27 protein-coding genes are annotated in these 17,917 nt (G+C 55.8%); 6 read left to right on the top strand and 21 right to left on the bottom strand.

Annotated features, from left to right (window positions below; all coding sequences use genetic code 11):
- Positions 1 to 53: 53 nt before the first annotated feature.
- The 3 genes from MK208_RS09465 to MK208_RS09455 form a co-directional block, all read right to left on the bottom strand.
- Complete coding sequence (locus MK208_RS09465) at positions 54 to 266, bottom strand: DUF1127 domain-containing protein (RefSeq protein WP_294116180.1); 213 nt, start codon at positions 264 to 266, stop codon at positions 54 to 56.
- A 211-nt stretch (positions 267 to 477) separates the two neighbouring features.
- Positions 478 to 693 (bottom strand): DUF1127 domain-containing protein, encoded by a 216-nt coding sequence (locus MK208_RS09460; protein ID WP_294116179.1) that lies wholly within the window; start codon positions 691 to 693, stop codon positions 478 to 480.
- A gap of 232 nt (positions 694 to 925) precedes the next feature.
- On the bottom strand, positions 926 to 1,141 hold the full coding sequence (locus MK208_RS09455; RefSeq protein ID WP_294116178.1) for a DUF1127 domain-containing protein: 216 nt from the start codon (positions 1,139 to 1,141) through the stop codon (positions 926 to 928).
- 324 nt (positions 1,142 to 1,465) lie between these two features.
- Here MK208_RS09455 and MK208_RS09450 point away from each other — a divergent pair, with 324 nt between their 5' ends.
- A complete protein-coding gene (locus MK208_RS09450; protein WP_294116177.1) occupies positions 1,466 to 1,780 on the top strand; it encodes a PH domain-containing protein in 315 nt (104 codons plus the stop codon).
- Between the two features lie 39 nt (positions 1,781 to 1,819).
- Positions 1,820 to 2,074, top strand: coding sequence for an SHOCT domain-containing protein (locus tag MK208_RS09445; RefSeq protein ID WP_294116176.1), 255 nt, complete (start codon positions 1,820 to 1,822; stop codon positions 2,072 to 2,074).
- Between the two features lie 55 nt (positions 2,075 to 2,129).
- On the opposite strand, the gene rpmD is transcribed toward MK208_RS09445, so the two are convergent.
- From rpmD to rpmC, 11 genes are all read right to left on the bottom strand, one after another.
- Positions 2,130 to 2,318, bottom strand: coding sequence for a 50S ribosomal protein L30 (gene rpmD, locus MK208_RS09440; RefSeq protein WP_058238294.1), 189 nt, complete (start codon positions 2,316 to 2,318; stop codon positions 2,130 to 2,132).
- Between the two features lie 13 nt (positions 2,319 to 2,331).
- The gene (gene rpsE, locus MK208_RS09435; RefSeq protein ID WP_093325872.1) at positions 2,332 to 2,895 is read right to left on the bottom strand and encodes a 30S ribosomal protein S5; all 564 of its coding nucleotides are present in this window, start codon (positions 2,893 to 2,895) and stop codon (positions 2,332 to 2,334) included.
- Between the two features lie 116 nt (positions 2,896 to 3,011).
- Positions 3,012 to 3,374, bottom strand: a complete 363-nt coding sequence (rplR, locus tag MK208_RS09430; protein ID WP_294116169.1) for a 50S ribosomal protein L18 — start codon at positions 3,372 to 3,374, stop codon at positions 3,012 to 3,014.
- Between the two features lie 11 nt (positions 3,375 to 3,385).
- Entirely contained in the window at positions 3,386 to 3,919 is a 534-nt protein-coding gene (rplF, locus tag MK208_RS09425; protein WP_294116165.1) for a 50S ribosomal protein L6, read from the bottom strand.
- Positions 3,920 to 3,929: 10 nt separating this feature from the next.
- Complete coding sequence (gene rpsH / locus MK208_RS09420) at positions 3,930 to 4,319, bottom strand: 30S ribosomal protein S8 (RefSeq protein ID WP_294116163.1); 390 nt, start codon at positions 4,317 to 4,319, stop codon at positions 3,930 to 3,932.
- A 12-nt stretch (positions 4,320 to 4,331) separates the two neighbouring features.
- Complete coding sequence (gene rpsN, locus MK208_RS09415) at positions 4,332 to 4,637, bottom strand: 30S ribosomal protein S14 (protein WP_010437098.1); 306 nt, start codon at positions 4,635 to 4,637, stop codon at positions 4,332 to 4,334.
- A gap of 18 nt (positions 4,638 to 4,655) precedes the next feature.
- The gene (rplE, locus tag MK208_RS09410) at positions 4,656 to 5,216 is read right to left on the bottom strand and encodes a 50S ribosomal protein L5 (RefSeq protein ID WP_294116158.1); all 561 of its coding nucleotides are present in this window, start codon (positions 5,214 to 5,216) and stop codon (positions 4,656 to 4,658) included.
- Positions 5,209 to 5,520 (bottom strand): 50S ribosomal protein L24, encoded by a 312-nt coding sequence (gene rplX / locus MK208_RS09405; protein WP_294116157.1) that lies wholly within the window; start codon positions 5,518 to 5,520, stop codon positions 5,209 to 5,211. The genes rplE and rplX overlap by 8 nt, the downstream gene beginning before the upstream one ends.
- Position 5,521: 1 nt before the next feature.
- Positions 5,522 to 5,890, bottom strand: a complete 369-nt coding sequence (gene rplN / locus MK208_RS09400; protein WP_294116156.1) for a 50S ribosomal protein L14 — start codon at positions 5,888 to 5,890, stop codon at positions 5,522 to 5,524.
- 99 nt (positions 5,891 to 5,989) lie between these two features.
- A complete protein-coding gene (rpsQ, locus tag MK208_RS09395; RefSeq protein WP_294116154.1) occupies positions 5,990 to 6,220 on the bottom strand; it encodes a 30S ribosomal protein S17 in 231 nt (76 codons plus the stop codon).
- Between the two features lie 14 nt (positions 6,221 to 6,234).
- Positions 6,235 to 6,435 carry a 50S ribosomal protein L29 gene (gene rpmC, locus MK208_RS09390; protein WP_294116152.1) on the bottom strand — a complete coding sequence of 67 codons (201 nt, stop codon included), beginning with the start codon at positions 6,433 to 6,435 and terminating at the stop codon, positions 6,235 to 6,237.
- Positions 6,436 to 6,678: 243 nt separating this feature from the next.
- Here rpmC and MK208_RS09385 point away from each other — a divergent pair, with 243 nt between their 5' ends.
- Together MK208_RS09385 and MK208_RS09380 are read left to right on the top strand one after the other, a co-directional pair.
- Entirely contained in the window at positions 6,679 to 7,284 is a 606-nt protein-coding gene (locus MK208_RS09385; RefSeq protein WP_294116150.1) for a hypothetical protein, read from the top strand.
- Positions 7,285 to 7,619: 335 nt separating this feature from the next.
- The gene (locus MK208_RS09380) at positions 7,620 to 8,051 is read left to right on the top strand and encodes a hypothetical protein (protein ID WP_294116148.1); all 432 of its coding nucleotides are present in this window, start codon (positions 7,620 to 7,622) and stop codon (positions 8,049 to 8,051) included.
- 258 nt (positions 8,052 to 8,309) lie between these two features.
- On the opposite strand, the gene MK208_RS09375 is transcribed toward MK208_RS09380, so the two are convergent.
- Positions 8,310 to 9,536: a hypothetical protein gene (locus MK208_RS09375; protein ID WP_294116147.1), complete on the bottom strand. Its 1,227-nt coding sequence runs from the start codon at positions 9,534 to 9,536 to the stop codon at positions 8,310 to 8,312.
- 172 nt (positions 9,537 to 9,708) lie between these two features.
- Between MK208_RS09375 and MK208_RS09370 the strand changes: the two genes are divergently transcribed.
- Positions 9,709 to 10,335, top strand: a complete 627-nt coding sequence (locus tag MK208_RS09370; protein ID WP_294116146.1) for a LysE family translocator — start codon at positions 9,709 to 9,711, stop codon at positions 10,333 to 10,335.
- Here the strand turns inward: MK208_RS09370 and MK208_RS09365 are convergent.
- The 5 genes from MK208_RS09365 to MK208_RS09345 all read right to left on the bottom strand — a co-directional run bounded on the left by MK208_RS09365 (position 10,332) and on the right by MK208_RS09345 (position 14,876).
- Positions 10,332 to 11,339 carry an AraC family transcriptional regulator gene (locus MK208_RS09365; protein ID WP_294116144.1) on the bottom strand — a complete coding sequence of 336 codons (1,008 nt, stop codon included), beginning with the start codon at positions 11,337 to 11,339 and terminating at the stop codon, positions 10,332 to 10,334. The two genes, MK208_RS09370 and MK208_RS09365, sit on opposite strands and share 4 nt — an antisense overlap.
- A 96-nt stretch (positions 11,340 to 11,435) precedes the next feature.
- Complete coding sequence (locus tag MK208_RS09360) at positions 11,436 to 11,681, bottom strand: hypothetical protein (protein WP_294116143.1); 246 nt, start codon at positions 11,679 to 11,681, stop codon at positions 11,436 to 11,438.
- A gap of 268 nt (positions 11,682 to 11,949) precedes the next feature.
- Entirely contained in the window at positions 11,950 to 12,195 is a 246-nt protein-coding gene (locus tag MK208_RS09355; protein WP_294116142.1) for a hypothetical protein, read from the bottom strand.
- A 186-nt stretch (positions 12,196 to 12,381) separates the two neighbouring features.
- On the bottom strand, positions 12,382 to 13,965 hold the full coding sequence (locus MK208_RS09350) for a BCCT family transporter (protein WP_294116141.1): 1,584 nt from the start codon (positions 13,963 to 13,965) through the stop codon (positions 12,382 to 12,384).
- 290 nt (positions 13,966 to 14,255) lie between these two features.
- Positions 14,256 to 14,876, bottom strand: coding sequence for a 2OG-Fe(II) oxygenase family protein (locus tag MK208_RS09345; RefSeq protein WP_294116140.1), 621 nt, complete (start codon positions 14,874 to 14,876; stop codon positions 14,256 to 14,258).
- Between the two features lie 202 nt (positions 14,877 to 15,078).
- Here MK208_RS09345 and MK208_RS09340 point away from each other — a divergent pair, with 202 nt between their 5' ends.
- Positions 15,079 to 17,244, top strand: a complete 2,166-nt coding sequence (locus MK208_RS09340) for a HAMP domain-containing methyl-accepting chemotaxis protein (protein WP_294116138.1) — start codon at positions 15,079 to 15,081, stop codon at positions 17,242 to 17,244.
- A 254-nt stretch (positions 17,245 to 17,498) separates the two neighbouring features.
- On the opposite strand, the gene rplP is transcribed toward MK208_RS09340, so the two are convergent.
- A complete protein-coding gene (gene rplP, locus MK208_RS09335; RefSeq protein WP_164644444.1) occupies positions 17,499 to 17,912 on the bottom strand; it encodes a 50S ribosomal protein L16 in 414 nt (137 codons plus the stop codon).
- Positions 17,913 to 17,917 lie beyond the last annotated feature (5 nt).

Below are 17,917 nucleotides of genomic sequence, written 5' to 3'. Positions count from 1 at the left end.
CAAAACGCCCCTGCGGATCAGGCAGGGGCGTTACAATCGATGTCTTAGGTCACTTAGCCGTACACGTGGGCTTTGGCGATGCCTTTGATGTCGTAGCGGTTGACGCCAATATCGGCCAACTCGCGGTCACTCATCCGGGCCAATTCCCGAACGGTGGATTTGTATTTCTGACGCAGCACACGGGCTGCTTTGAACTCTTCAATGGACGCACGCAGGGTTGCAAAAAGGTCGATGCGGGCGGTCTGAGCGGTTTGAACAAATGCCATGATGGTGGCTCCTTATCTATCTGTGCCGAAACGTATTTTTCGGCGATTTTCTGTTTTACCTTCTGGTGCCCTCAACATAGCCCCGACCGTTAGCGCCAACAATTGCCAGATTGATCTGTCCGATATGCATCTTTGTCATGGCTCTTTACCTCTCAGAAAGCAAAAAGCCCCGGCAATTGCCGAGGCTTTCCGTATTCAAAGCTGGGAACCTTTAGCGTGAAATCGTTTGGTCCCGCGCCAGCTTTTCGATGTCATGGCGAGACACGCCAATGTCGTCCAGCTGCCGGTCACTCAACCCGCCCAGCTGCCGCGTGGTCTCACGGTACAGGGCGTTTTGGCGGTGCTCCGCGCGATAGGTGGACCAGGCATCATAGATGCGGGCGCCCATACCAATGCTGCGCGAGTGTGGGGTGTTCAAATAGGCCATCAGACAAGTCCTCCTTGGGGCGCCAATCCACCTTCGGATAGCGCGGTTGTGTGTCAGTCATATGTGGGTCTGTGTTACCCCACAGATAAAGGTCCCCGCCGCGACCCTTTCAACATTGGCAAGCGACTATCTCCTATGCATCCAGGACAAGGTTTTGCAAATTCCTGCCAAACGCAAAAAAGCCCCGGAGCAATCTCCGAGGCTTTTGGGGAGTGTCTGGCTGTCCTGTATCTTACAGGGCCAGAGCGCCTTTGCGCGCCACATCTTCGATGTCACCGCGGTTCAGGCCAATGTCAGCCAGTTCGCGGTTGGTCAGCTTGTTCAGCTCTTTGACAGTCTTGGCGTAAGACGCGTCGCGCTTACGGGTCAGGAGCCAATTCTCAACCAGACGGGAGAAACGGCCTACGATGTCTACGGCTTCGATGTGCAGAGATGGAGCATGTTGCATGAGTTTATCCTTCAAGTGCCGATGCGCCACTTCGGCTTGACGCGCATTATCTGTTCATGCGGTCCATTTAGTGCTGAAGTTTTCGGCGCGGTAGGCACAAGAAAGCATCCCAGATATGCACTTTGCGAATATCGATGGAAGCGATGTTAATCATTCGAATTTGGAATGATATATTTGGGGGCTAATGAGGAATGGACCGCTACATCCAGTAAGGTAAGCGATTTCACCTGAGGTAAGTGCCAACCAGAACGCGCATCTCCTTTGACCAACTCACGCCTTAGAAGTATATACAATTATTGCTATATTTTATCGAGGCTTCGAAAGATGTTGGATTTAGAAGAATACAGAGCCCTCACACAAAAAGGAAACTGGAAAGGTATCTGTGACGTAAACTCAGTGCCATTTGACACCTTCGGAACAAAAAAAGAATTTCGAGTTCTGTCCGACTACCTAGAGGAACAAGAGGTAGTGTTGGCAATAACATCAGGCGTCATGAGCCAATCCGATACGTCAAATTCCTTTGATTTTGGAGCTAACACCTGGGTAATTGCGCTAACAAACGAGCGGTTTTTGCTGTTAGATTGCGCCATGCTGACTGGCTCGACAGATACCCAGAGCATCCGCCTTGATCGTGTCTAGGCGGTTTCTGCATCCCAAGGTTGGGTTTTAGGTAAAATCATGATCGATCTTGGAAGCAGGATCGTAACAATTGACAACTGTTTAAAACAAAGTGTTCCAATTGTTGCCGACCTTGCCAACAAATTGTTGAGAGAGAAACCAGAACCGAACGTTAGTTCAATTTCCAAATCATCTCACGGACTCTCAAGTGACCCACTGGAAACACTTGAACGGTTAGGCGCTCTTCTGGAAAGAGGACTTCTTGATAAAGAAGAATTCACTGAGGCAAAGCGAAAGCTCCTCGACGCACTATAATCAAAAACGCCCCCGGAAATCCGAGGGCGTTTTCAATTTTTTCGATCAAAAAGGCTTAGTCGCGCTCTTCGATGATCTCCACCATGTGGGAGACCTTGCGGATCATCCCACGAATCGCCGGAGTGTCTTCCAGCTCACGGGTGCGGTTCATCTTGTTCAGACCCAGACCCACCAGAGTGGCGCGCTGGTCTTGAGGACGACGGATCGGCGAACCGACCTGCTTAACTACGATGGTTTTTGCCATTGGTCGTTACTCCTTACTCTGCGGCTTCGGCAGGTGCTTCATCCTTGCGCAGGATGTCAGCAACTTTCTTGCCACGGCGAGCCGCAACCTGACGTGGGCTGGCTTCTTTCTTCAGCCCGTCAATGGTGGCGCGGATCATGTTGTAGGGGTTCTGGGAACCGATGGATTTCGAAACAACGTCTTTGACGCCGAGCATTTCGAAAACGGCACGCATTGGACCACCTGCGATGATCCCGGTACCTTCTGGAGCGGTGCGCATAACCACTTTACCGGCGCCGTGACGGCCTTCCATGTCGTGGTGCAGGGTACGACCTTCGCGCAGAGGCACGCGGATCATCTGACGCTTGGCTTGCTCGGTGGCTTTGCGGATGGCCTCAGGGACCTCTTTCGCTTTACCTTTACCGAAGCCTACACGGCCTTTTTGGTCACCAACAACAACCAGAGCTGCGAAGCCAAAGTTCTTACCACCTTTGGTGGTCTTGGAAACACGGTTGATCGCAACGAGACGATCGGCGAATTCCGGGGTTTCTTCTTCGCGGTTACGACCACGGCCCCGGCGGTTTTCACGTTCTGCCATTTGGCATTCCTTTATCTACTGGCGCTTGGCGCCTGTTATCTCCGATCCCAGTGAAGCCGCAGACATGTCTGCGACCTCCCGGATCATCGGGGGGACGCGAACGTCCCCCTCAAGTCTTAGACTTTCAAGCCACCTTCACGCGCAGCGTCGGCCAGAGCCTTCACTTTGCCGTGGAAGAGGAAGCCACCGCGGTCGAAATACGCTTCGGTCACGCCAGCTTTGTTCGCACGCTCGGCAATCGCCGCACCAACCTTGGTTGCTGCTTCGATGTTGTTTTTGCCAACCAGGCCCAGATCTTTTTCCAGGGTGGATGCGGATGCCACGGTCACGCCAGCACGGTCGTCGATCAGCTGAACGCTGATGTTCTTGTTGCTGCGGTGCACGGACAGGCGCATTTTGCGATCGCCATTGACCTTGCGAAGTTTGTTCCGGACGCGCAGGCGGCGCTTGAGGAACAGTTCCCGTTTGCTGTTTGCCATCTGTCTGGTCCTTACTTCTTCTTACCTTCCTTACGGAAGATATATTCGTCCACGTACTTGATGCCCTTGCCTTTATAAGGCTCTGGTTTACGCCATTCGCGGATGTTTGCCGCAACCTGGCCAACCAGCTGGCTGTCAGTACCTTCCACGATGATCTGAGTGTTCTTCGGTGTGGTCACGGTGATACCCGCTGGCACTTCGAAGTTCACTTCGTGAGAGAGACCGAGCGACAGCTTCAGGGTGTTGCCCTGCATCTGCGCACGATAACCAACACCGTTGATCTCGAGTTCTTTTTTGAAGCCTGCGGTCACGCCGGTCACCATGTTGGCAACCATAGTGCGGGACATGCCCCACTGCTGACGGGCGCGCTTGGACTTGCCGCGAGGAGTCACCGTTACGGCGTTCTCTTCAACTGCAAGGGTCACGTCATCAGTAGCGGTGAAAGACTGAGTGTCCTTCGGGCCTTTGATTTCGATGGTCTGGCCGGAGACAGAGGCAGTTACGCCGCTGGGCAGCTCGACCGGTTTTTTACCAATACGAGACATCTAGCTCTCCTTAGAAGACCGTGCAGATGACTTCGCCACCAACATTGTTGGAACGAGCCGCTGCATCCGACATCACACCTTTAGAGGTGGAGACAATCGACACACCCAGGCCCTGACGGACGGTTGGGATGTCATCTGCGCCCATGTATACGCGACGGCCAGGCTTGGAGACCCGCTTCAGTTCGCGAATAACAGGGGTGCCTTCGTAGTACTTCAGGCTGATTTCGAACGCCGGGTGGCCGTTCTCTTCAGACGCTTCGTAACCGCGGATGTAGCCTTCGTCGGCCAGCACATCCAGAACCCAACCACGCAGCTTGGACGCCGGGGTGGATACCACGGACTTGCCACGCATTTGGCCGTTACGGATACGGGTCAGCATATCACCGATAGGATCGTTCATATCGTTCTCTCCTTACCAGCTGGACTTAACCATGCCAGGGATCTGACCAGCAGAACCCAGCTCGCGCAGCGCAATACGGCTGACCTTCAGCTTACGGTAGTAAGCGTGTGGACGGCCGGTGAGCTGGCAACGGTTGTGAAGACGGGTAGCCGAGCTGTTGCGCGGCAGTTTCGCCAGTTTCAGACGCGCTTTGAAGCGCTCTTCCATTGGCTTGGACTCATCGTTTGCGATCTCTTTGAGCTCGGCGCGCTTTGCTGCGTATTTCGCAACCAGACGCTCCCGCTTCTTCTCGCGCTCGATCATTGCTTTTTTAGCCATGTCGTAATCCTCTCAGCCTTACGAAGTGAACGGCATGTTGAAATGCTTCAACAGGCTCTTCGCTTCGGCGTCGGTGTTAGCGTTGGTTGCGATGACGATATCCATGCCCCAGTTTTCGTCGACTTTATCAAAGTCGATTTCTGGGAACACGATGTGCTCTTTCAGACCGGTGGCGAAGTTGCCACGGCCGTCAAAGCTCGGCTTCACACCACGGAAGTCACGGATGCGTGGCATCGCAACGGTGATCAGACGATCGAGGAATTCGTACATACGGTCGCCGCGCAGGGTCACCTTGGCACCCATCGGCATGCCTTCACGTACACGGAAGCCAGCGATGGAGTTCTTTGCCACGGTGGTCAGAGCTTTCTGGCCCGCGATTGCGGTCAGATCTGCCTGTGCCGACTTGGCTTTCTTGCTGTCTTTAACGGCTGCACGGCCACAGCCGATGTTCAGCACGATTTTTTCCAGCGCAGGAATCTGCATGTCGTTCTTGTAGCCGAACTCTTCTTTCAGAGCGGCGCGGATGGAATCCTTGTAGAGCGACTTCAGACGTGGGGTGTAGTCTGCGTTATCAAGCATCAATCACGTCCCCTGTGGTCTTTGCGAAGCGAACCTTCTTGTCACCTTCCATGCGGAAGCCAACGCGGGTTGCTTTGCCGTTTTTGTCCAGGAATGCCAGGTTGGACAGTTCGATCGGCATCGCCTGAGGGATGCGACCGCCCTGAGAGGTCTGGCTTTGCTTGGTGTGACGGATGGCGATGTTGATGCCTTCCACAACAGCTTTACCGGCTTTGGGGTCAACAGAGGTGATAGTGCCCTCTTTGCCTTTGTCCTTACCGGCCAGAACGACGACTTTGTCGCCTTTTTTCAGCTTAGCAGCCATCTTACAGCACCTCCGGCGCGAGCGAGACGATTTTCATCATGCCTTTTGCGCGAAGCTCACGAACAACTGGGCCAAAGATACGAGTGCCTACTGGCTCGTTGGAGTTGTTCAGGATTACGGCTGCGTTCCGGTCAAAACGGATTGCAGTGCCATCTTCACGACGGACTTCTTTTGCGGTGCGAACGACAACGGCCTTACGGACGTCACCTTTTTTAACGCGACCACGTGGAATGGCTTCCTTAACCGAGACAACAATGATGTCGCCTACGGATGCGTATTTACGCTTGGAACCACCCAGAACCTTGATGCACTGAACTCGGCGTGCGCCGGAGTTGTCAGCTACATCCAGATTTGTTTGCATCTGGATCATGTGGTTTCTCCCGACCTATGGGGCAGCGATGCGTGCTGTGTCCCCCAGGGTTTCGACTAACTGTAAAGTCTAGTCGCCAGGAGTCTCAAAGTGAGACTCTTAGGCTTCCAGAACTTCCCAGCGTTTGGTTTTCGAACGCGGTGCGCATTCGATAATGCGAACAGAGTCACCTACTTTGTAGGTGTTGTTCTCATCGTGAGCCCGGTATTTTTTGGACTTACGAATGGTCTTCTTCAGAACCGGGTGTGTAAAGCGACGCTCTACGGACACAGTTACGGTCTGGGCGTTGGCGTCCGAAGTAACGGTGCCTGTCAGGATACGTTTGGGCATCTATCTAGCTCCTATTACTCTGCAGCCGACTTGGCTTTTTCGTTCAGGATGGTCTTCACGCGTGCTGCGTTGCGACGCGCTGCACGGATCTGAGCCGCGTTTTCCAATTGGCCAGTGGCTTGCTGGAAACGCAGGTTGAACGATTCTTTCTTGAGGTTGGCCAGCTCTTCACGCAGCTGATCCGGCGTTTTTTCACGCAGTTCTTTGGCGTTCATGCGCCTCTTCCTTTCTCATACATCAGAGGGCGCCCGAGTATGTGCGGGGTGACCCTTTTGTCTGATGGACAAATACAAAACACACGAATCCCGCATACACGGAATCCATGAGATGGCGCTCTATACGGGGGAGTCGGGGGGATGGCAAGCGAAAGATGGGACATTCGCAACTGGACGAGCGGCCAACTCTCCCCTAGCGTGCAGGTTCAACGGCCCCGACCAATTCGCTTTCGTGCGACCAGCATGTTTTTAGCTACCTTCCGCCCAAAATCCGTTCTGGCACTGGCCGCATCAGCGTGCCTCGCCACCCCTCTACTGGCAAACGGCCTACAGGCAGACCCTTCTCTTGCACTGGAAGACTTCAATGGGTTCTGCCTTCCATTGCTGAAAACGCAAACCACGCCTGAATACGACGGTGTCCTAAGGATCGACGACGGCATCACCCAACAATTCATTAAAGCCAATAATGCGAGCGAAGACACAGTACTATGGGAGACGCGCTCTTCTGAATTCGCCATTCAGACCTATGAAAGTGTGCATGACTTCTGTTTCTTGTTTAGCTTCAACTCCAATTTAACCGCTTTAAAGGAGGCCTACCCCGCTTGGCGACAGTCCCTAGACGGCACATTTTTAGGTCCAACTGAATTGGAAGAGTCCCCCGGCTCCGCCCATCGCGCAGGCGCCTTTCTAGTATTGAAGTTGGAGGATGGTGGAGTGTTGCAACTCGCGCTAAACCATGATGCAAAAATTTTGAATGGTTTTACGACATTGGCAGCAATCCGACTGGAGTCGCCTTCTCCTGCGGCTATGGCGCTGCTGGGCAAAAACGCGGCGCAGCAAACAGAGTAGCTTTGTGTGACACGTCACCATGCACTCTTCTCTCCCTGCGCCTTCTCCCCTAAGCCTTCTCAACCGCCACGCTTGACGCAAATCCCAAGACACAGCCTTGGCCCATTTGCCTCACGACACCATGGGTCCCAACGCAGTGCTCTTCATAATGCCGCTTCCGTTAGCTTTGTCGTTCTCGCATCCTTGAGACGTCGCACGAGCCAATTCGCCGCATCGGTTGCGCTTGTTGGCAAACGTGCCGCGGCATTTACTTTTCCCACATTTGTATTACGCAAATGATATGGCCAAAATCATATGCCAGCATGGCCGCCAGCCCACTTATTGGAGTGTTCAGGATGAAAACCCTGATGTCCGCAGTGGCTCTTACGCTGCTCCCCGCCGTCGCAACCGCTGAAACCGTGAAACTTGATCTGGACGCCGTGCCCGGCAAAACCGTGCATGAGGTGGCCACATTGAAACCGCTGGCATTGTCTGCAGAAGGCACCCCACTGGCTGTGCTGCTCGAGGTGCCTGCTGGCAAAGAAGTCCCCGCCCACGCCACCAAGGCTGGTCTGCGCATGCTGACCGTGGTCGACGGCACGTTGTATTGGGGCGACGGCGACAAGATCGACGCCAGCGCAGAGACCGTGTACCCGCAAGGCTCCATACTGATGGTGCGCGCAGGCGAGATGCACTGGCTCGCCGCCCGCGAAGGCGCGCTGAAGCTTCAGCTTGTTGTGATGCCAGAGGAGGCTCCATCACCTGGCGTTGCCAAACAGCTTCACTAAATCTCGCCGCCACAAAAAACATAGGCGTGCCGCGCAACCGGCACGCTTTCTCTGAGCGCCAAACCTGCCACTTCATCGGCCCTGACAAAGGCCATCCAGCCCGCCCAAGCGCAGGCAATCTGAGCTCTGGCGATGCCGCCGTTGGAAGGTTCCAGTCAGTTTTGGCTTACGCCTGTGCTAGGACTCTGGCGCTGTCATCCGGATCTGACGCTGCTCGAGAACGGCTCCAACCCGTCCAGTAAACACATGCCGCCTCGATCAAACGCAGACCACCGACGACGCAGGCGCGCCCACCAAGATCGACGGATCCACCCCAACCAGCGTAATCTGCTCAGGGGTCAAGCCCTCCGTATTGCAAACGATCAGCTTTTCCATGGACCGATAGATGTCGCTCTCATAAGTCACGACCACCCCATCTTCCTCGATATGCACCGAAGTCGCCTCATAATCCACGTTGGGCGACCCGATGTGTAACTCCAGAGTTTCCATCGTGGGGTCAAAATCGCCCAAGACAACAACGCTGGACCGCGCGGGGGCCGGCTCGTCGCCTGCGGGTCCGTCAGAGGGGGCAGCAGTAGGGCCGCCCGAATTGAGGCCACGCACCTGGTCATTGACGTCGACGACAAAATGGTCGGTGCCTGCGCTGCCATTGATCGCACCCGCCGGATTAAATCCCCCGTCGTTGTCCGCATAGAAATGCAGCGTGTCATTGCCCGCGCCGCCGTCGACCCGCGTCACATAGCCGTCGCCCGTTGAAGAAGCTCCACCCGCGTGGATGACGTCATCGCCTGCCCCGCCTTCAAGGATCACATTGGAGGATGTGCGGACGTCAATCGTGTCGTTGCCCGCGCCGCCGTCGATTGAGAGAACCTCGCCGCCGGTCTCCTCCACCTCAAACAGGTCATCCCCCGCACCACCAGACAAGTTGGAGCCAAAGAATGGCCCCACAACCGTGTCGTCGCCACCGCCCAAATCAAGGTCAATATCGACATGCAGATCAGAGTACCTCCCACCTGGCGGCGTGGCATCGACAAAGTCATCCCCATCGCCAAGCGCCAGACCCTCGCCCGCAATTTCAGCAGCCACAAGTCGCTCAAAATCAACCGTCTCGCCTGACGTCTCCGCTTGCGCCGGGCTGTCCTCCACAACCGGATCCGGCGCTTCGTCGGCTGCCGTCTCTGTGCCCCCACCCTCTGCGCCCGCGTCCACTTCGGTTGCAACCGGCCCCTCATCTTCCGGCGCAGAGATCTGCTCCGCCACTTCCTCTGTAGCTGGCTCGGATGTTTCACCAATTTCCTCTGAGCCATCGGTGTCGTCAGATCCGCCACTGACCTCCATATCAGCGCGCGAAGTGCCAGCTTGCGCTTGTGCGTCATCCACTTCGGTCGTCGTCTCTGCCGAGTTTGCCTCATCGTCGTCATAGTGATCGATGACAACAGAGGCGACACCAGCGCTGGCCATGAGGCCCAGAAGAACAAGCAACATACAGGAATCCAATCAATAAAATTCTCCCTAAAAGCGAACCTCCGGCTGCCTGCTGTCAAGACGATCACAAGGCCCATTGCAGTCTGCATCTTCCTTCCCGGCATCGTTGTCACTACAAGACTCCGAGATTTGCGCGGCGCCTGCCAAAGCGCACACTTTGGGAGGAGTGACCATGATACCTGTCGACGTAGCTATCCTGTTTATGGGCGCGGCCATTGCGCTGGCCCTGGTGCCGGGGCCGGACAACATCTTTGTGCTGACCCAATCGGCTCTGCATGGTCGTGTAGCAGGTCTCACCGTAACACTGGGACTCGCCAGCGGTTTGATCTTTCACACCACCGCCGTCGCCCTTGGCGTGGCCGTGATTTTCCAAACCTCGCAAGTGGCCTTTGCCATCCTAAAATACATCGGCGCGGCCTACCTCGCCTATCTGGCTTTCAAAGCCTTCACCGCCGCGAAGTCCAATCTGGACGGCGACGCCCCTGCCCCGGAAACCGCGGCCAAGCAATACACCCGCGGCCTGATCATGAACATCGCCAACCCCAAGGTGACGATCTTCTTTCTCGCCTTCCTTCCGCAGTTTGTTGATCCGGCCAATGGCCCGCTGGTGCTGCAATTCTACCAGCTCGGCTTCCTGATGATCATCGCTACGCTGCTGGTGTTCGGCTCGGTGGCCCTGGCCGCAGGCTGGCTTGGCGATTGGCTGAAAAACTCGCCCACCGCGCAGATCTGGCTCAACCGCCTCGCAGGCGTGGTCTTCATCGCCCTGGCCGTGAAACTGGTCACCGCCGAGCGCTAAGTCGTCGGAGAGGCGTCCAGTCCCGCCACAAAGGCACTGGGCGCTTCACCACTCCAGCCCTTAAACGCGGTCGAGAAGCTGGCCTGATCTTTGTAGGCCAGCAAAAACGTAGTCTCCGTGACCGACCGCCCATCCCGCAGATGTGCCTTCGCGAGCCGATAGCGCAGCCCATTACACAGGTCGCGATAGCTCCCGCCTTCGGTGCCAAGCCGCCGTGTCAACGTGCGCCGCGTGATGCCCAGCTGCGCTGCCACCTCATCCGCTGTCAAAAACCGTTCCGGCAAGGCCTGCACCAGCATGCGCTCCACCTTGTCCCACAACCGCCCCTCGTCGGCATCCAGATCCCGCAGTTGCGCCTCCGCCAGCCGCGTTAAATGTGTCACCAAATCCGGGTCATGCGCCTCCAGCAGCACATCCGGCACGCCCTGCGCAAACCGCAGCCCATTAAACCCGCCGCCAAACTGCACCGGACAGCCCGCGATCCGCTCATAGGCCCGCGCGTCGCCAAGCGCGGCATGTTTAAACACCACCCGTGTCGGCCGCGTGTCCCGTCGCGTGATGCCCTGAATCCGCGCCAACACACCAAACACCAGAAACTCCTGAAACCGCGCGTTGGTCTGCAAGCCAGCCTCCAACGACACAACCTCCAATGCCTCGCCGTCCGCGATCTGGCGCAATTCAAACCGCGTTGTTGGGTCTGCCAGCCTGTAAAACTTGGCGGCATGCTCCACTGCCGCGCGCAGGGTCTTTGAACTGGCGGCCAAATAGGCCGACAGCGTTGGTGCATCGCGATAGCCAATCCCGATCTGCGCCCCCAGCGTCGGATCGTGCACCTCCAAACACGCCGCGCGGATCAAGGCTGCCTCCTGCTTCACCGTTGCCAACTGTTTCGCGCCCGGATAGCGCCCCACTTTGCGCAGCAGCCGCTCCGCAACTTGTCCGCCCAGCTTGCGCTGCAACGTTTCACTGACGTAGGCAAATCTCACACTGCGCACCTGTTTCATAAAACCACTCTAGCGTGCGCGGGCTGCTGGGGAAGCCCCAAAGGCAAAAGCCCCACCCGGATGGGGCGAGGCTCTTGTTTACACTATGTAGTGGGATCAGCCGTTGCGGTTGTCCTGTTTGCAGTCCCGCTTGTCGGCACCGGCGACCCCTTCGGTCTGGCGGCAGTCCTGACGGTCGCCGCGGCGATCCTGACGGCGGTCCATCCCGATGGTGCCGGCAACCTCAAAGCTCTCGGTCATCACCGGCTCGGTGGGGCTAGGCGCGGAGGCCACAGGATAGGCAAAAGCCAAAGGCGCGGTGAGAGCAACAAAAACGGCGGCAGAAGCAAATTTGGTGAACATGGGGGTGTTTCCTTTCATTTGAGGTTTTCTGTGTTCCTTTGATGAGAGAGATATGGGGGCCATCTTGCGCGGCAGCATTGGAATTTGGGAAGGTGCCGTTTGAATTTGGGACACAATTCAGATCTCCATCCGCCGCCCCAGCCTTTTACCCAAACACCCTCGGCCGGTTCAGTCGCGGCCGAAGCGCCGCCTGTCCTTAAACAATCAGCAACAACAAAAGCCCCGACTGTTGAGGTCGAGGCTCATGCGCAATCTACAGAGGCGGACTTTAACCGTTGCGGTTATCCTGTTTGCAATCCCGCTTGTCGGCACCCACAATTCCTTCACCTTGGCGGCAGTCCTGACGATCGCCCCGACGATCCTGACGACGGTCCATCCCGATGGTGCCGGCAACCTCATAGCTCTCTGTCATCACTGGCTCAGTTGGGCCAGGCGCGGAGGTCACAGGGTAGGCAAAAGAAAAAGGCGCGGTGAGAGCAACAACAACGGCGGCGGAGGCGAATTTGGTGAACATGGGGGGGGTCCTTTCATTTGAGGTTTTCTGTGTTCCTTTGATGAAAGGGATATGGGGGCCATCTTGAACGGTAGCATTGGAATTTGGGAAGGCTGTATTTGAATTTGGGACACTTCACAAAATCAAATGAGCAAAACAAAAGCCGCCCGGAAGAGGCGGCTTTTGCAATGCTTTTTAGTCTCAGAACTACTGAGTGCGTTTGCGCTCCCGGACCAATCCAATCATGACAGACACACACATCAGCATCAGCACAATCGCAAATGGGAAGCCCGTCGCGATAGCCGCTGCTTGCAACGCGCCAAGCCCACCACCGAGTAGGAGCACAATGGCAATGGCCCCTTCCAGTACACACCAGAACACACGTTGCGCCGTTGGGGCATCGGTCTTGCCACCTGCCGTGATCGTATCAATCACCAAAGAGCCGGAGTCCGAGCTGGTCACAAAAAAGACCACCACCAGGATGATGCCAATGAAGGACAACAATCCAGTCATCGGAAAGGCCTCAAACATCTTGAACATTTTTAACTCAAGCGCGGCGTCCTGAAGCGCCTGTGCCGCACCGCCAGTGACCTGCTCCAAAGCTGCGCCGCCAAAGACACTCATCCAAAGCGCACCGACAACCGTTGGAATGATCAAAACACAGATTATGAACTCACGAATGGTGCGCCCACGCGAAATCCGCGCAATGAACATGCCCACAAAAGGCGACCAGCTGATCCACCAGGCCCAATAGAATGCCGTCCAACCTTGCATAAAGTTGGTGTCTTCACGGCCGACCCAGTTCGACAGCGCTGGCAGCTTGGCAACATAGTCCGCCATGCCATTGAAAAAGGCTGCGATGATCGCCACGGTCGGCCCCACCAACAACACAAGGATCAGCAGCGCTGCCGCAAGGATCATGTTGGCTTCTGAAAGACGCTTCACACCTTTCTCAAGTCCAGCCACAACGGACACCAAAGCAAAGCCGGTGATCAGCACAATCAGCAGAACTTTCATGCCGTCACTGACCGGCACGCCAAACAGATAGTTCAGACCGGCCAAAGCCTGACTTGCTCCCAACCCCAATGACGTCGCAAGGCCAAAGATGGTGGCAAAGACTGCCAGAATATCAATGATGTGTCCCGCTGGGCCCCAAGTGCGCTCCCCCAACAGTGGGTAGAAAACGCTCCGCATGGTCAGCGGAAGGCCGCGATTGAAACTAAAAAACGCCAGCGCAAGAGCAACCATTGCGTAGATCGCCCATGGGTGCAGGCCCCAATGGAAAATCGTGGCCGCCATAGCCAAATCGCGCGCACCAGTCACATCACCTTCCGCAGCTCCCAAAGGCGCCCAGTCAGATCGCAGCCCATTCTCGCCAATAGCAGTGCCGCCAAGCGACGACCCATAGTGCGAGATTGGCTCCGCCACGCCCCAGAACACAAGGCCGATGCCCATGCCTGCGGCAAACAACATCGCGATCCATCCGGCGTAGCTATAATCAGGCTTCGCGTCCTCTCCCCCAAGTCGGATTTTTCCGTACGGCGAAATCACGAGAAACAGCGAGAACACCACAAACAGGTTGCATGCGATCATAAAGACCCAGTCAAAATTGCTCGTCAGCGCCGGACGCAGCCAACCAAAAAACGCGGCTGCCTGCTCTCGAAACACCAACGAGAAAAATACAAAGGCCAAAATTGTGAGCCCAGAAATAACAAACACCGGGTTGTGAATATCCAACCCAAACAACTGAACGTTATCCTGACCCACTTCGTAGTCGGTCTCCTCGGACATTGGTCACTCCCTTTCCATGTCATAAGGAAAGCCTCCGCGAACCGAAGGCGACCAACCCGCGAAATGCGACACCTTGAAGAGAGAATTCGGCGCTCAAGCACCTATGCTCAGCAAGAATAATCGCCGAAGGTGTGCAGTTTGCCGGATAAACTACCAAAAATTGAAAGACAGCAACGGGCACCGGTCGGTTAAGTAACCTTTGCCCGTTGGCAAAATCTGTCACCTCCGCGATGCAGTCGTTATACCGACACAATACCGACGTGGATTTTGACCGGTTAACGGCGCAACACCTATTCCCAAATATAGTTGAAGCTCACGCTCACCCGCTCGTCTTCGGACATGTTCATCGGCACCTCATGACGCAGCCAGCTTTCCCACAAAAGCACGTCACCAACCTCCGGTTTCATATAGATAAACGGCTGCAAATCTCGCCGGGAGCCCTTCTTACGCACCGGCGACGCCATCATCCGCCCAGAGCGCGGGTCTTCCAGCTTCAGCGCACTCGCTCCATCAGGCATGGAAACATAGGTTGTCCCGCTGATCACAGAATGCGGATGGATATGGGAGGCATGCATCCCCCCTTGCGGCAAAATGTTGATCCACAAATCCTCAAGTTTCAAGGACTTACCATCTAGATCAAACTCCAGATCCTTGGCAAATGTCGCCACGTGCTGGTCCAGAGACGCCACCACATCCGCAAAAATCGGAAAGCGCCAAGGCAAATCTGTCAGCGAAGCGTAGGACGTATAGCCCGGGTAGGCATTGGCTTCACACCACTCCTGCCCCGCTTCATCATCCTCGGCAATCGAGAAACAGGACGCCTCCAGTTCATCCGCATCCACGGGCGTGCCAAATTCGGACAAGCGCGCCCGGTACAGGCGGGTCACAAAAAGAGATTCGATGGTCGACATGTCGTCATCCTGTCTTGGTTGGTTTTTTTCTTCGAAACACTCTTAGGTAGAAATATTCGCTTAATCCCCTCGAAACGTTAGCAAAAAGAATCGCTCTTTTTCTGCGCTAACCCCCCGTTTTTAAAGGCCACACTCTTTTAACCCCTGCTTGCTAATTCTCAATGACACACTCGAAATCCGCCTGTCCAGGAGCAGGAAAACCATGAAACGCAAGATTACAGTCTCATTCGCGATCATCTCGATCATCGTCATGGCCATTAGCGTCATGAGCGGTCTCGCTGGGATCTCTCTATACTCTCATAAAATGCGTGATGACATGGAAAAACGTGTCGCACTCATCGAAGAAGCCACCATCGCAGTCGAAAGCCTGAAGATTGAATTTCTGATGGCGCGACGAAACGAAAAAGATTTCTTGCTCCGTTTGGATGAGAAATACGTCGGCCGTCATGCCGCCACCATGGATCGCCTAACAGAGCACCTTGGAACGCTGGAACGCGTCTTGCCGCAAGTGGAAGCTTTGGAATTGACTACCGAAAACCTGGCCCCGCTGGTGGATAGTGCGAGCCGCTACGAAGCCAGCTTCAAGGACGTTGTAACAGCAAACAAGCGACTAGGTTTAACCGACGCTCAGGGCCTGCGCGCCCAACTAGGGGAGGCCGCTGCGACAGTAAACGAAAGTCTCAAGGACGTCGCCATTCCAGTATTGAAGGTGAACGTCCTAACCATGCGCCAGCACGAAAAAGACTTTTTGATCTCTAGTGACCCGAAATGGCTCGATGAAGTGAACGCTCGCCTCACCGAATTCGAAGGCTTTCCGGTCTTCTTCTACGATAGCGCAGAGCAGCGCGAGTCCATTCTGCCAGTAATGGCGGGCTACAAAAAGGCGTTTGAGTCTCTGGTCTCCGAAACCCTGAAAGAACGCGGATTCCGCAATGACGTATCGGCACGCTATAAGGATGCATCCCCTTACATGGACGCCATTCTGACGGACGTGACCGCTGCAATGGATAATATTCATCACGAAAGCACGCGTGTAAGCGAAAAAGCCCAAACAAGCTCCCAGTGGGCTGCGATCATCGGCGCTGGCCTGTTTGCAATCTTTGCCTTCTTCCTCGCACGGGGCATTTCCCGTCCGCTTAAGCGCATCGACGCAGTGTTGAAAGATATGATGAACGAAGACTTCTCAAAAGAGATGCCAAAATCCGGCATTCGAGAGCTGTCTGCCATTTCTGAAGCCGTCGGTGACTTCCGTAAGCAGGAAGAAACCAAAGTCCATATGACCCGCGAGATCACCAAAGTAATCGAGGCCTGTGGCGAAGGCGACTTCTCGCGCCGGATCGACACCACTGGCTCCGAAGGTGTGTTCAAAGACCTTGGTCAAGGCGTGAATACCATTGGTGAAGTGGCCCAAAAAGGTCTGGGCGACGTTCAGGAAGCGCTAGAAACCCTTGCAACCGGCGATCTCACCCATGAGATGCCAGCAGGCCAGAAAGGGGTCTTCAAAGATATCTCGGACACCATCACCCACTTGACCAACAGCCTCGACGGTATGGTCCGGCAGCTGTCCGCCTCCAGCCAGGTGCTGAACCACACCTCCCAGGAGATCTCCTCCTCGGTGGACGATGCCTCCCGTCGCGGTGAAATCTCTGCCGCCTCCCTGGAAGAAACCTCCTCTTCGCTGCAAACTGTTGCGCAAACCGTCAACCACACGGCCCAAAGCGCTCAGGAAGCCCGCACCCACGTCAACAACGCCCAGAAAAAGGCCGAGTCAACCCGTGAAGTTGCGGACCAGACCGTAGCGGCGATCCAGAAGATCAAAGAGAGCTCTGACGCGATTTCTCAGATCAGCGGACTGATCGAAGACGTGGCCTTCCAGACCAACTTGTTGGCTCTGAACGCTGGCGTGGAAGCCGCCCGTGCAGGCGACGCAGGCCGCGGGTTCGCAGTTGTGGCCTCCGAGGTCCGAGCACTGGCACAACGATCCTCTGAAGCAGCGCATGAGATCAACACACTGATCTCCAGCTCGCAAGCCGAAGTTGCCAATGGTGTTGATCTGATGGACGAAACCGGCAACTCGCTTGGCGAAATTATGCAAGCTGTTGAACAGGTTGTAGGCAAGGTCCGCGAGATCGCCGAGAACGCCGTGGATCAGTCCACCGGTTTGAAAGAGGTCAGCGCCGCGGTCGAGAACCTCGACAGCGACAGCCAGAAGAGCGCCGCCATGCTCGAAGAGACCGCCGCTTCTGGTCAGGTCCTGCGTGGCGAAGCCGAGAACCTGGTCCGCGCCGTGGATGGCTTCACGCTCAAAGGCGAGAGCGCCTCTCGCACCGCCGAGGACGACCTCGACGACCAATGGGACGCCGCTTAAGCCTCGCATCGGTAACAACGTAACAACAAAAGGCCTCGCCTACCGGCGGGGCCTTTTAGCATGCGCATTGTCCCTACCTACGCTAAGAATTGCCGTCGCCAGCCAATCCTAAAGCGTCTCGGTGGCGCAGAGCAAAGACACTCCCATACAAACTGCCGCAACAGCACGCTCCCCTGCGGATACAAAAAACCCTCCGCCGGTCTTCCGGCAGAGGGTCAATCTTGTCAGGCATGAGGGGCAAGCCCCTCACTTCCTTACCAGTCTTCGCGAACGACGACGCGGGTTTTGACCGGAAGTTTCATCGCGGCGAGGCGCAGAGCCTCACGTGCGATGTCTTCGTCAACACCGTCGATTTCGAACATCACGCGACCTGGCTTCACTTTGCAAGCCCAGTAGTCCACGGAGCCTTTACCTTTACCCATACGGACTTCGGTAGGCTTCGAGGTCACAGGAGTGTCTGGGAAGATACGGATCCAAACACGACCTTGACGTTTCATGTGACGGGTCATCGCACGACGTGCTGCCTCGATCTGGCGAGCAGTCACACGCTCCGGTGTGGTTGCCTTCAGGCCGAAGGAGCCGAAGTTCAGGGTGGAACCACCCTTCGCCAGACCCTTGATGCGGCCTTTGTGCATCTTGCGGAATTTAGTACGCTTTGGCTGAAGCATTGATC

The sequence above is a fragment of the Shimia sp. genome, from assembly GCF_022448905.1.
Lineage (GTDB): Bacteria > Pseudomonadota > Alphaproteobacteria > Rhodobacterales > Rhodobacteraceae > Shimia.
This window is presented reverse-complemented; position numbering and strand designations above follow the sequence as displayed.

What these genes read in the sequence shown, in the direction of transcription:
- MK208_RS09465 (WP_294116180.1), bottom strand. Translation starts at nt 266, where the DNA reads ATGGCATTTGTTCAAACCGCTCAGACCGCCCGCATCGACCTTTTTGCA.
- MK208_RS09460 (WP_294116179.1), bottom strand. Translation starts at nt 693, where the DNA reads ATGGCCTATTTGAACACCCCACACTCGCGCAGCATTGGTATGGGCGCC.
- MK208_RS09455 (WP_294116178.1), bottom strand. Translation starts at nt 1,141, where the DNA reads ATGCAACATGCTCCATCTCTGCACATCGAAGCCGTAGACATCGTAGGC.
- MK208_RS09450 (WP_294116177.1), top strand. Translation starts at nt 1,466, where the DNA reads ATGTTGGATTTAGAAGAATACAGAGCCCTCACACAAAAAGGAAACTGG.
- MK208_RS09445 (WP_294116176.1), top strand. Translation starts at nt 1,820, where the DNA reads ATGATCGATCTTGGAAGCAGGATCGTAACAATTGACAACTGTTTAAAA.
- rpmD (WP_058238294.1), bottom strand. Translation starts at nt 2,318, where the DNA reads ATGGCAAAAACCATCGTAGTTAAGCAGGTCGGTTCGCCGATCCGTCGT.
- rpsE (WP_093325872.1), bottom strand. Translation starts at nt 2,895, where the DNA reads ATGGCAGAACGTGAAAACCGCCGGGGCCGTGGTCGTAACCGCGAAGAA.
- rplR (WP_294116169.1), bottom strand. Translation starts at nt 3,374, where the DNA reads ATGGCAAACAGCAAACGGGAACTGTTCCTCAAGCGCCGCCTGCGCGTC.
- rplF (WP_294116165.1), bottom strand. Translation starts at nt 3,919, where the DNA reads ATGTCTCGTATTGGTAAAAAACCGGTCGAGCTGCCCAGCGGCGTAACT.
- rpsH (WP_294116163.1), bottom strand. Translation starts at nt 4,319, where the DNA reads ATGAACGATCCTATCGGTGATATGCTGACCCGTATCCGTAACGGCCAA.
- rpsN (WP_010437098.1), bottom strand. Translation starts at nt 4,637, where the DNA reads ATGGCTAAAAAAGCAATGATCGAGCGCGAGAAGAAGCGGGAGCGTCTG.
- rplE (WP_294116158.1), bottom strand. Translation starts at nt 5,216, where the DNA reads ATGCTTGATAACGCAGACTACACCCCACGTCTGAAGTCGCTCTACAAG.
- rplX (WP_294116157.1), bottom strand. Translation starts at nt 5,520, where the DNA reads ATGGCTGCTAAGCTGAAAAAAGGCGACAAAGTCGTCGTTCTGGCCGGT.
- rplN (WP_294116156.1), bottom strand. Translation starts at nt 5,890, where the DNA reads ATGATCCAGATGCAAACAAATCTGGATGTAGCTGACAACTCCGGCGCA.
- rpsQ (WP_294116154.1), bottom strand. Translation starts at nt 6,220, where the DNA reads ATGCCCAAACGTATCCTGACAGGCACCGTTACTTCGGACGCCAACGCC.
- rpmC (WP_294116152.1), bottom strand. Translation starts at nt 6,435, where the DNA reads ATGAACGCCAAAGAACTGCGTGAAAAAACGCCGGATCAGCTGCGTGAA.
- MK208_RS09385 (WP_294116150.1), top strand. Translation starts at nt 6,679, where the DNA reads ATGTTTTTAGCTACCTTCCGCCCAAAATCCGTTCTGGCACTGGCCGCA.
- MK208_RS09380 (WP_294116148.1), top strand. Translation starts at nt 7,620, where the DNA reads ATGAAAACCCTGATGTCCGCAGTGGCTCTTACGCTGCTCCCCGCCGTC.
- MK208_RS09375 (WP_294116147.1), bottom strand. Translation starts at nt 9,536, where the DNA reads ATGTTGCTTGTTCTTCTGGGCCTCATGGCCAGCGCTGGTGTCGCCTCT.
- MK208_RS09370 (WP_294116146.1), top strand. Translation starts at nt 9,709, where the DNA reads ATGATACCTGTCGACGTAGCTATCCTGTTTATGGGCGCGGCCATTGCG.
- MK208_RS09365 (WP_294116144.1), bottom strand. Translation starts at nt 11,339, where the DNA reads ATGAAACAGGTGCGCAGTGTGAGATTTGCCTACGTCAGTGAAACGTTG.
- MK208_RS09360 (WP_294116143.1), bottom strand. Translation starts at nt 11,681, where the DNA reads ATGTTCACCAAATTTGCTTCTGCCGCCGTTTTTGTTGCTCTCACCGCG.
- MK208_RS09355 (WP_294116142.1), bottom strand. Translation starts at nt 12,195, where the DNA reads ATGTTCACCAAATTCGCCTCCGCCGCCGTTGTTGTTGCTCTCACCGCG.
- MK208_RS09350 (WP_294116141.1), bottom strand. Translation starts at nt 13,965, where the DNA reads ATGTCCGAGGAGACCGACTACGAAGTGGGTCAGGATAACGTTCAGTTG.
- MK208_RS09345 (WP_294116140.1), bottom strand. Translation starts at nt 14,876, where the DNA reads ATGTCGACCATCGAATCTCTTTTTGTGACCCGCCTGTACCGGGCGCGC.
- MK208_RS09340 (WP_294116138.1), top strand. Translation starts at nt 15,079, where the DNA reads ATGAAACGCAAGATTACAGTCTCATTCGCGATCATCTCGATCATCGTC.
- rplP (WP_164644444.1), bottom strand. Translation starts at nt 17,912, where the DNA reads ATGCTTCAGCCAAAGCGTACTAAATTCCGCAAGATGCACAAAGGCCGC.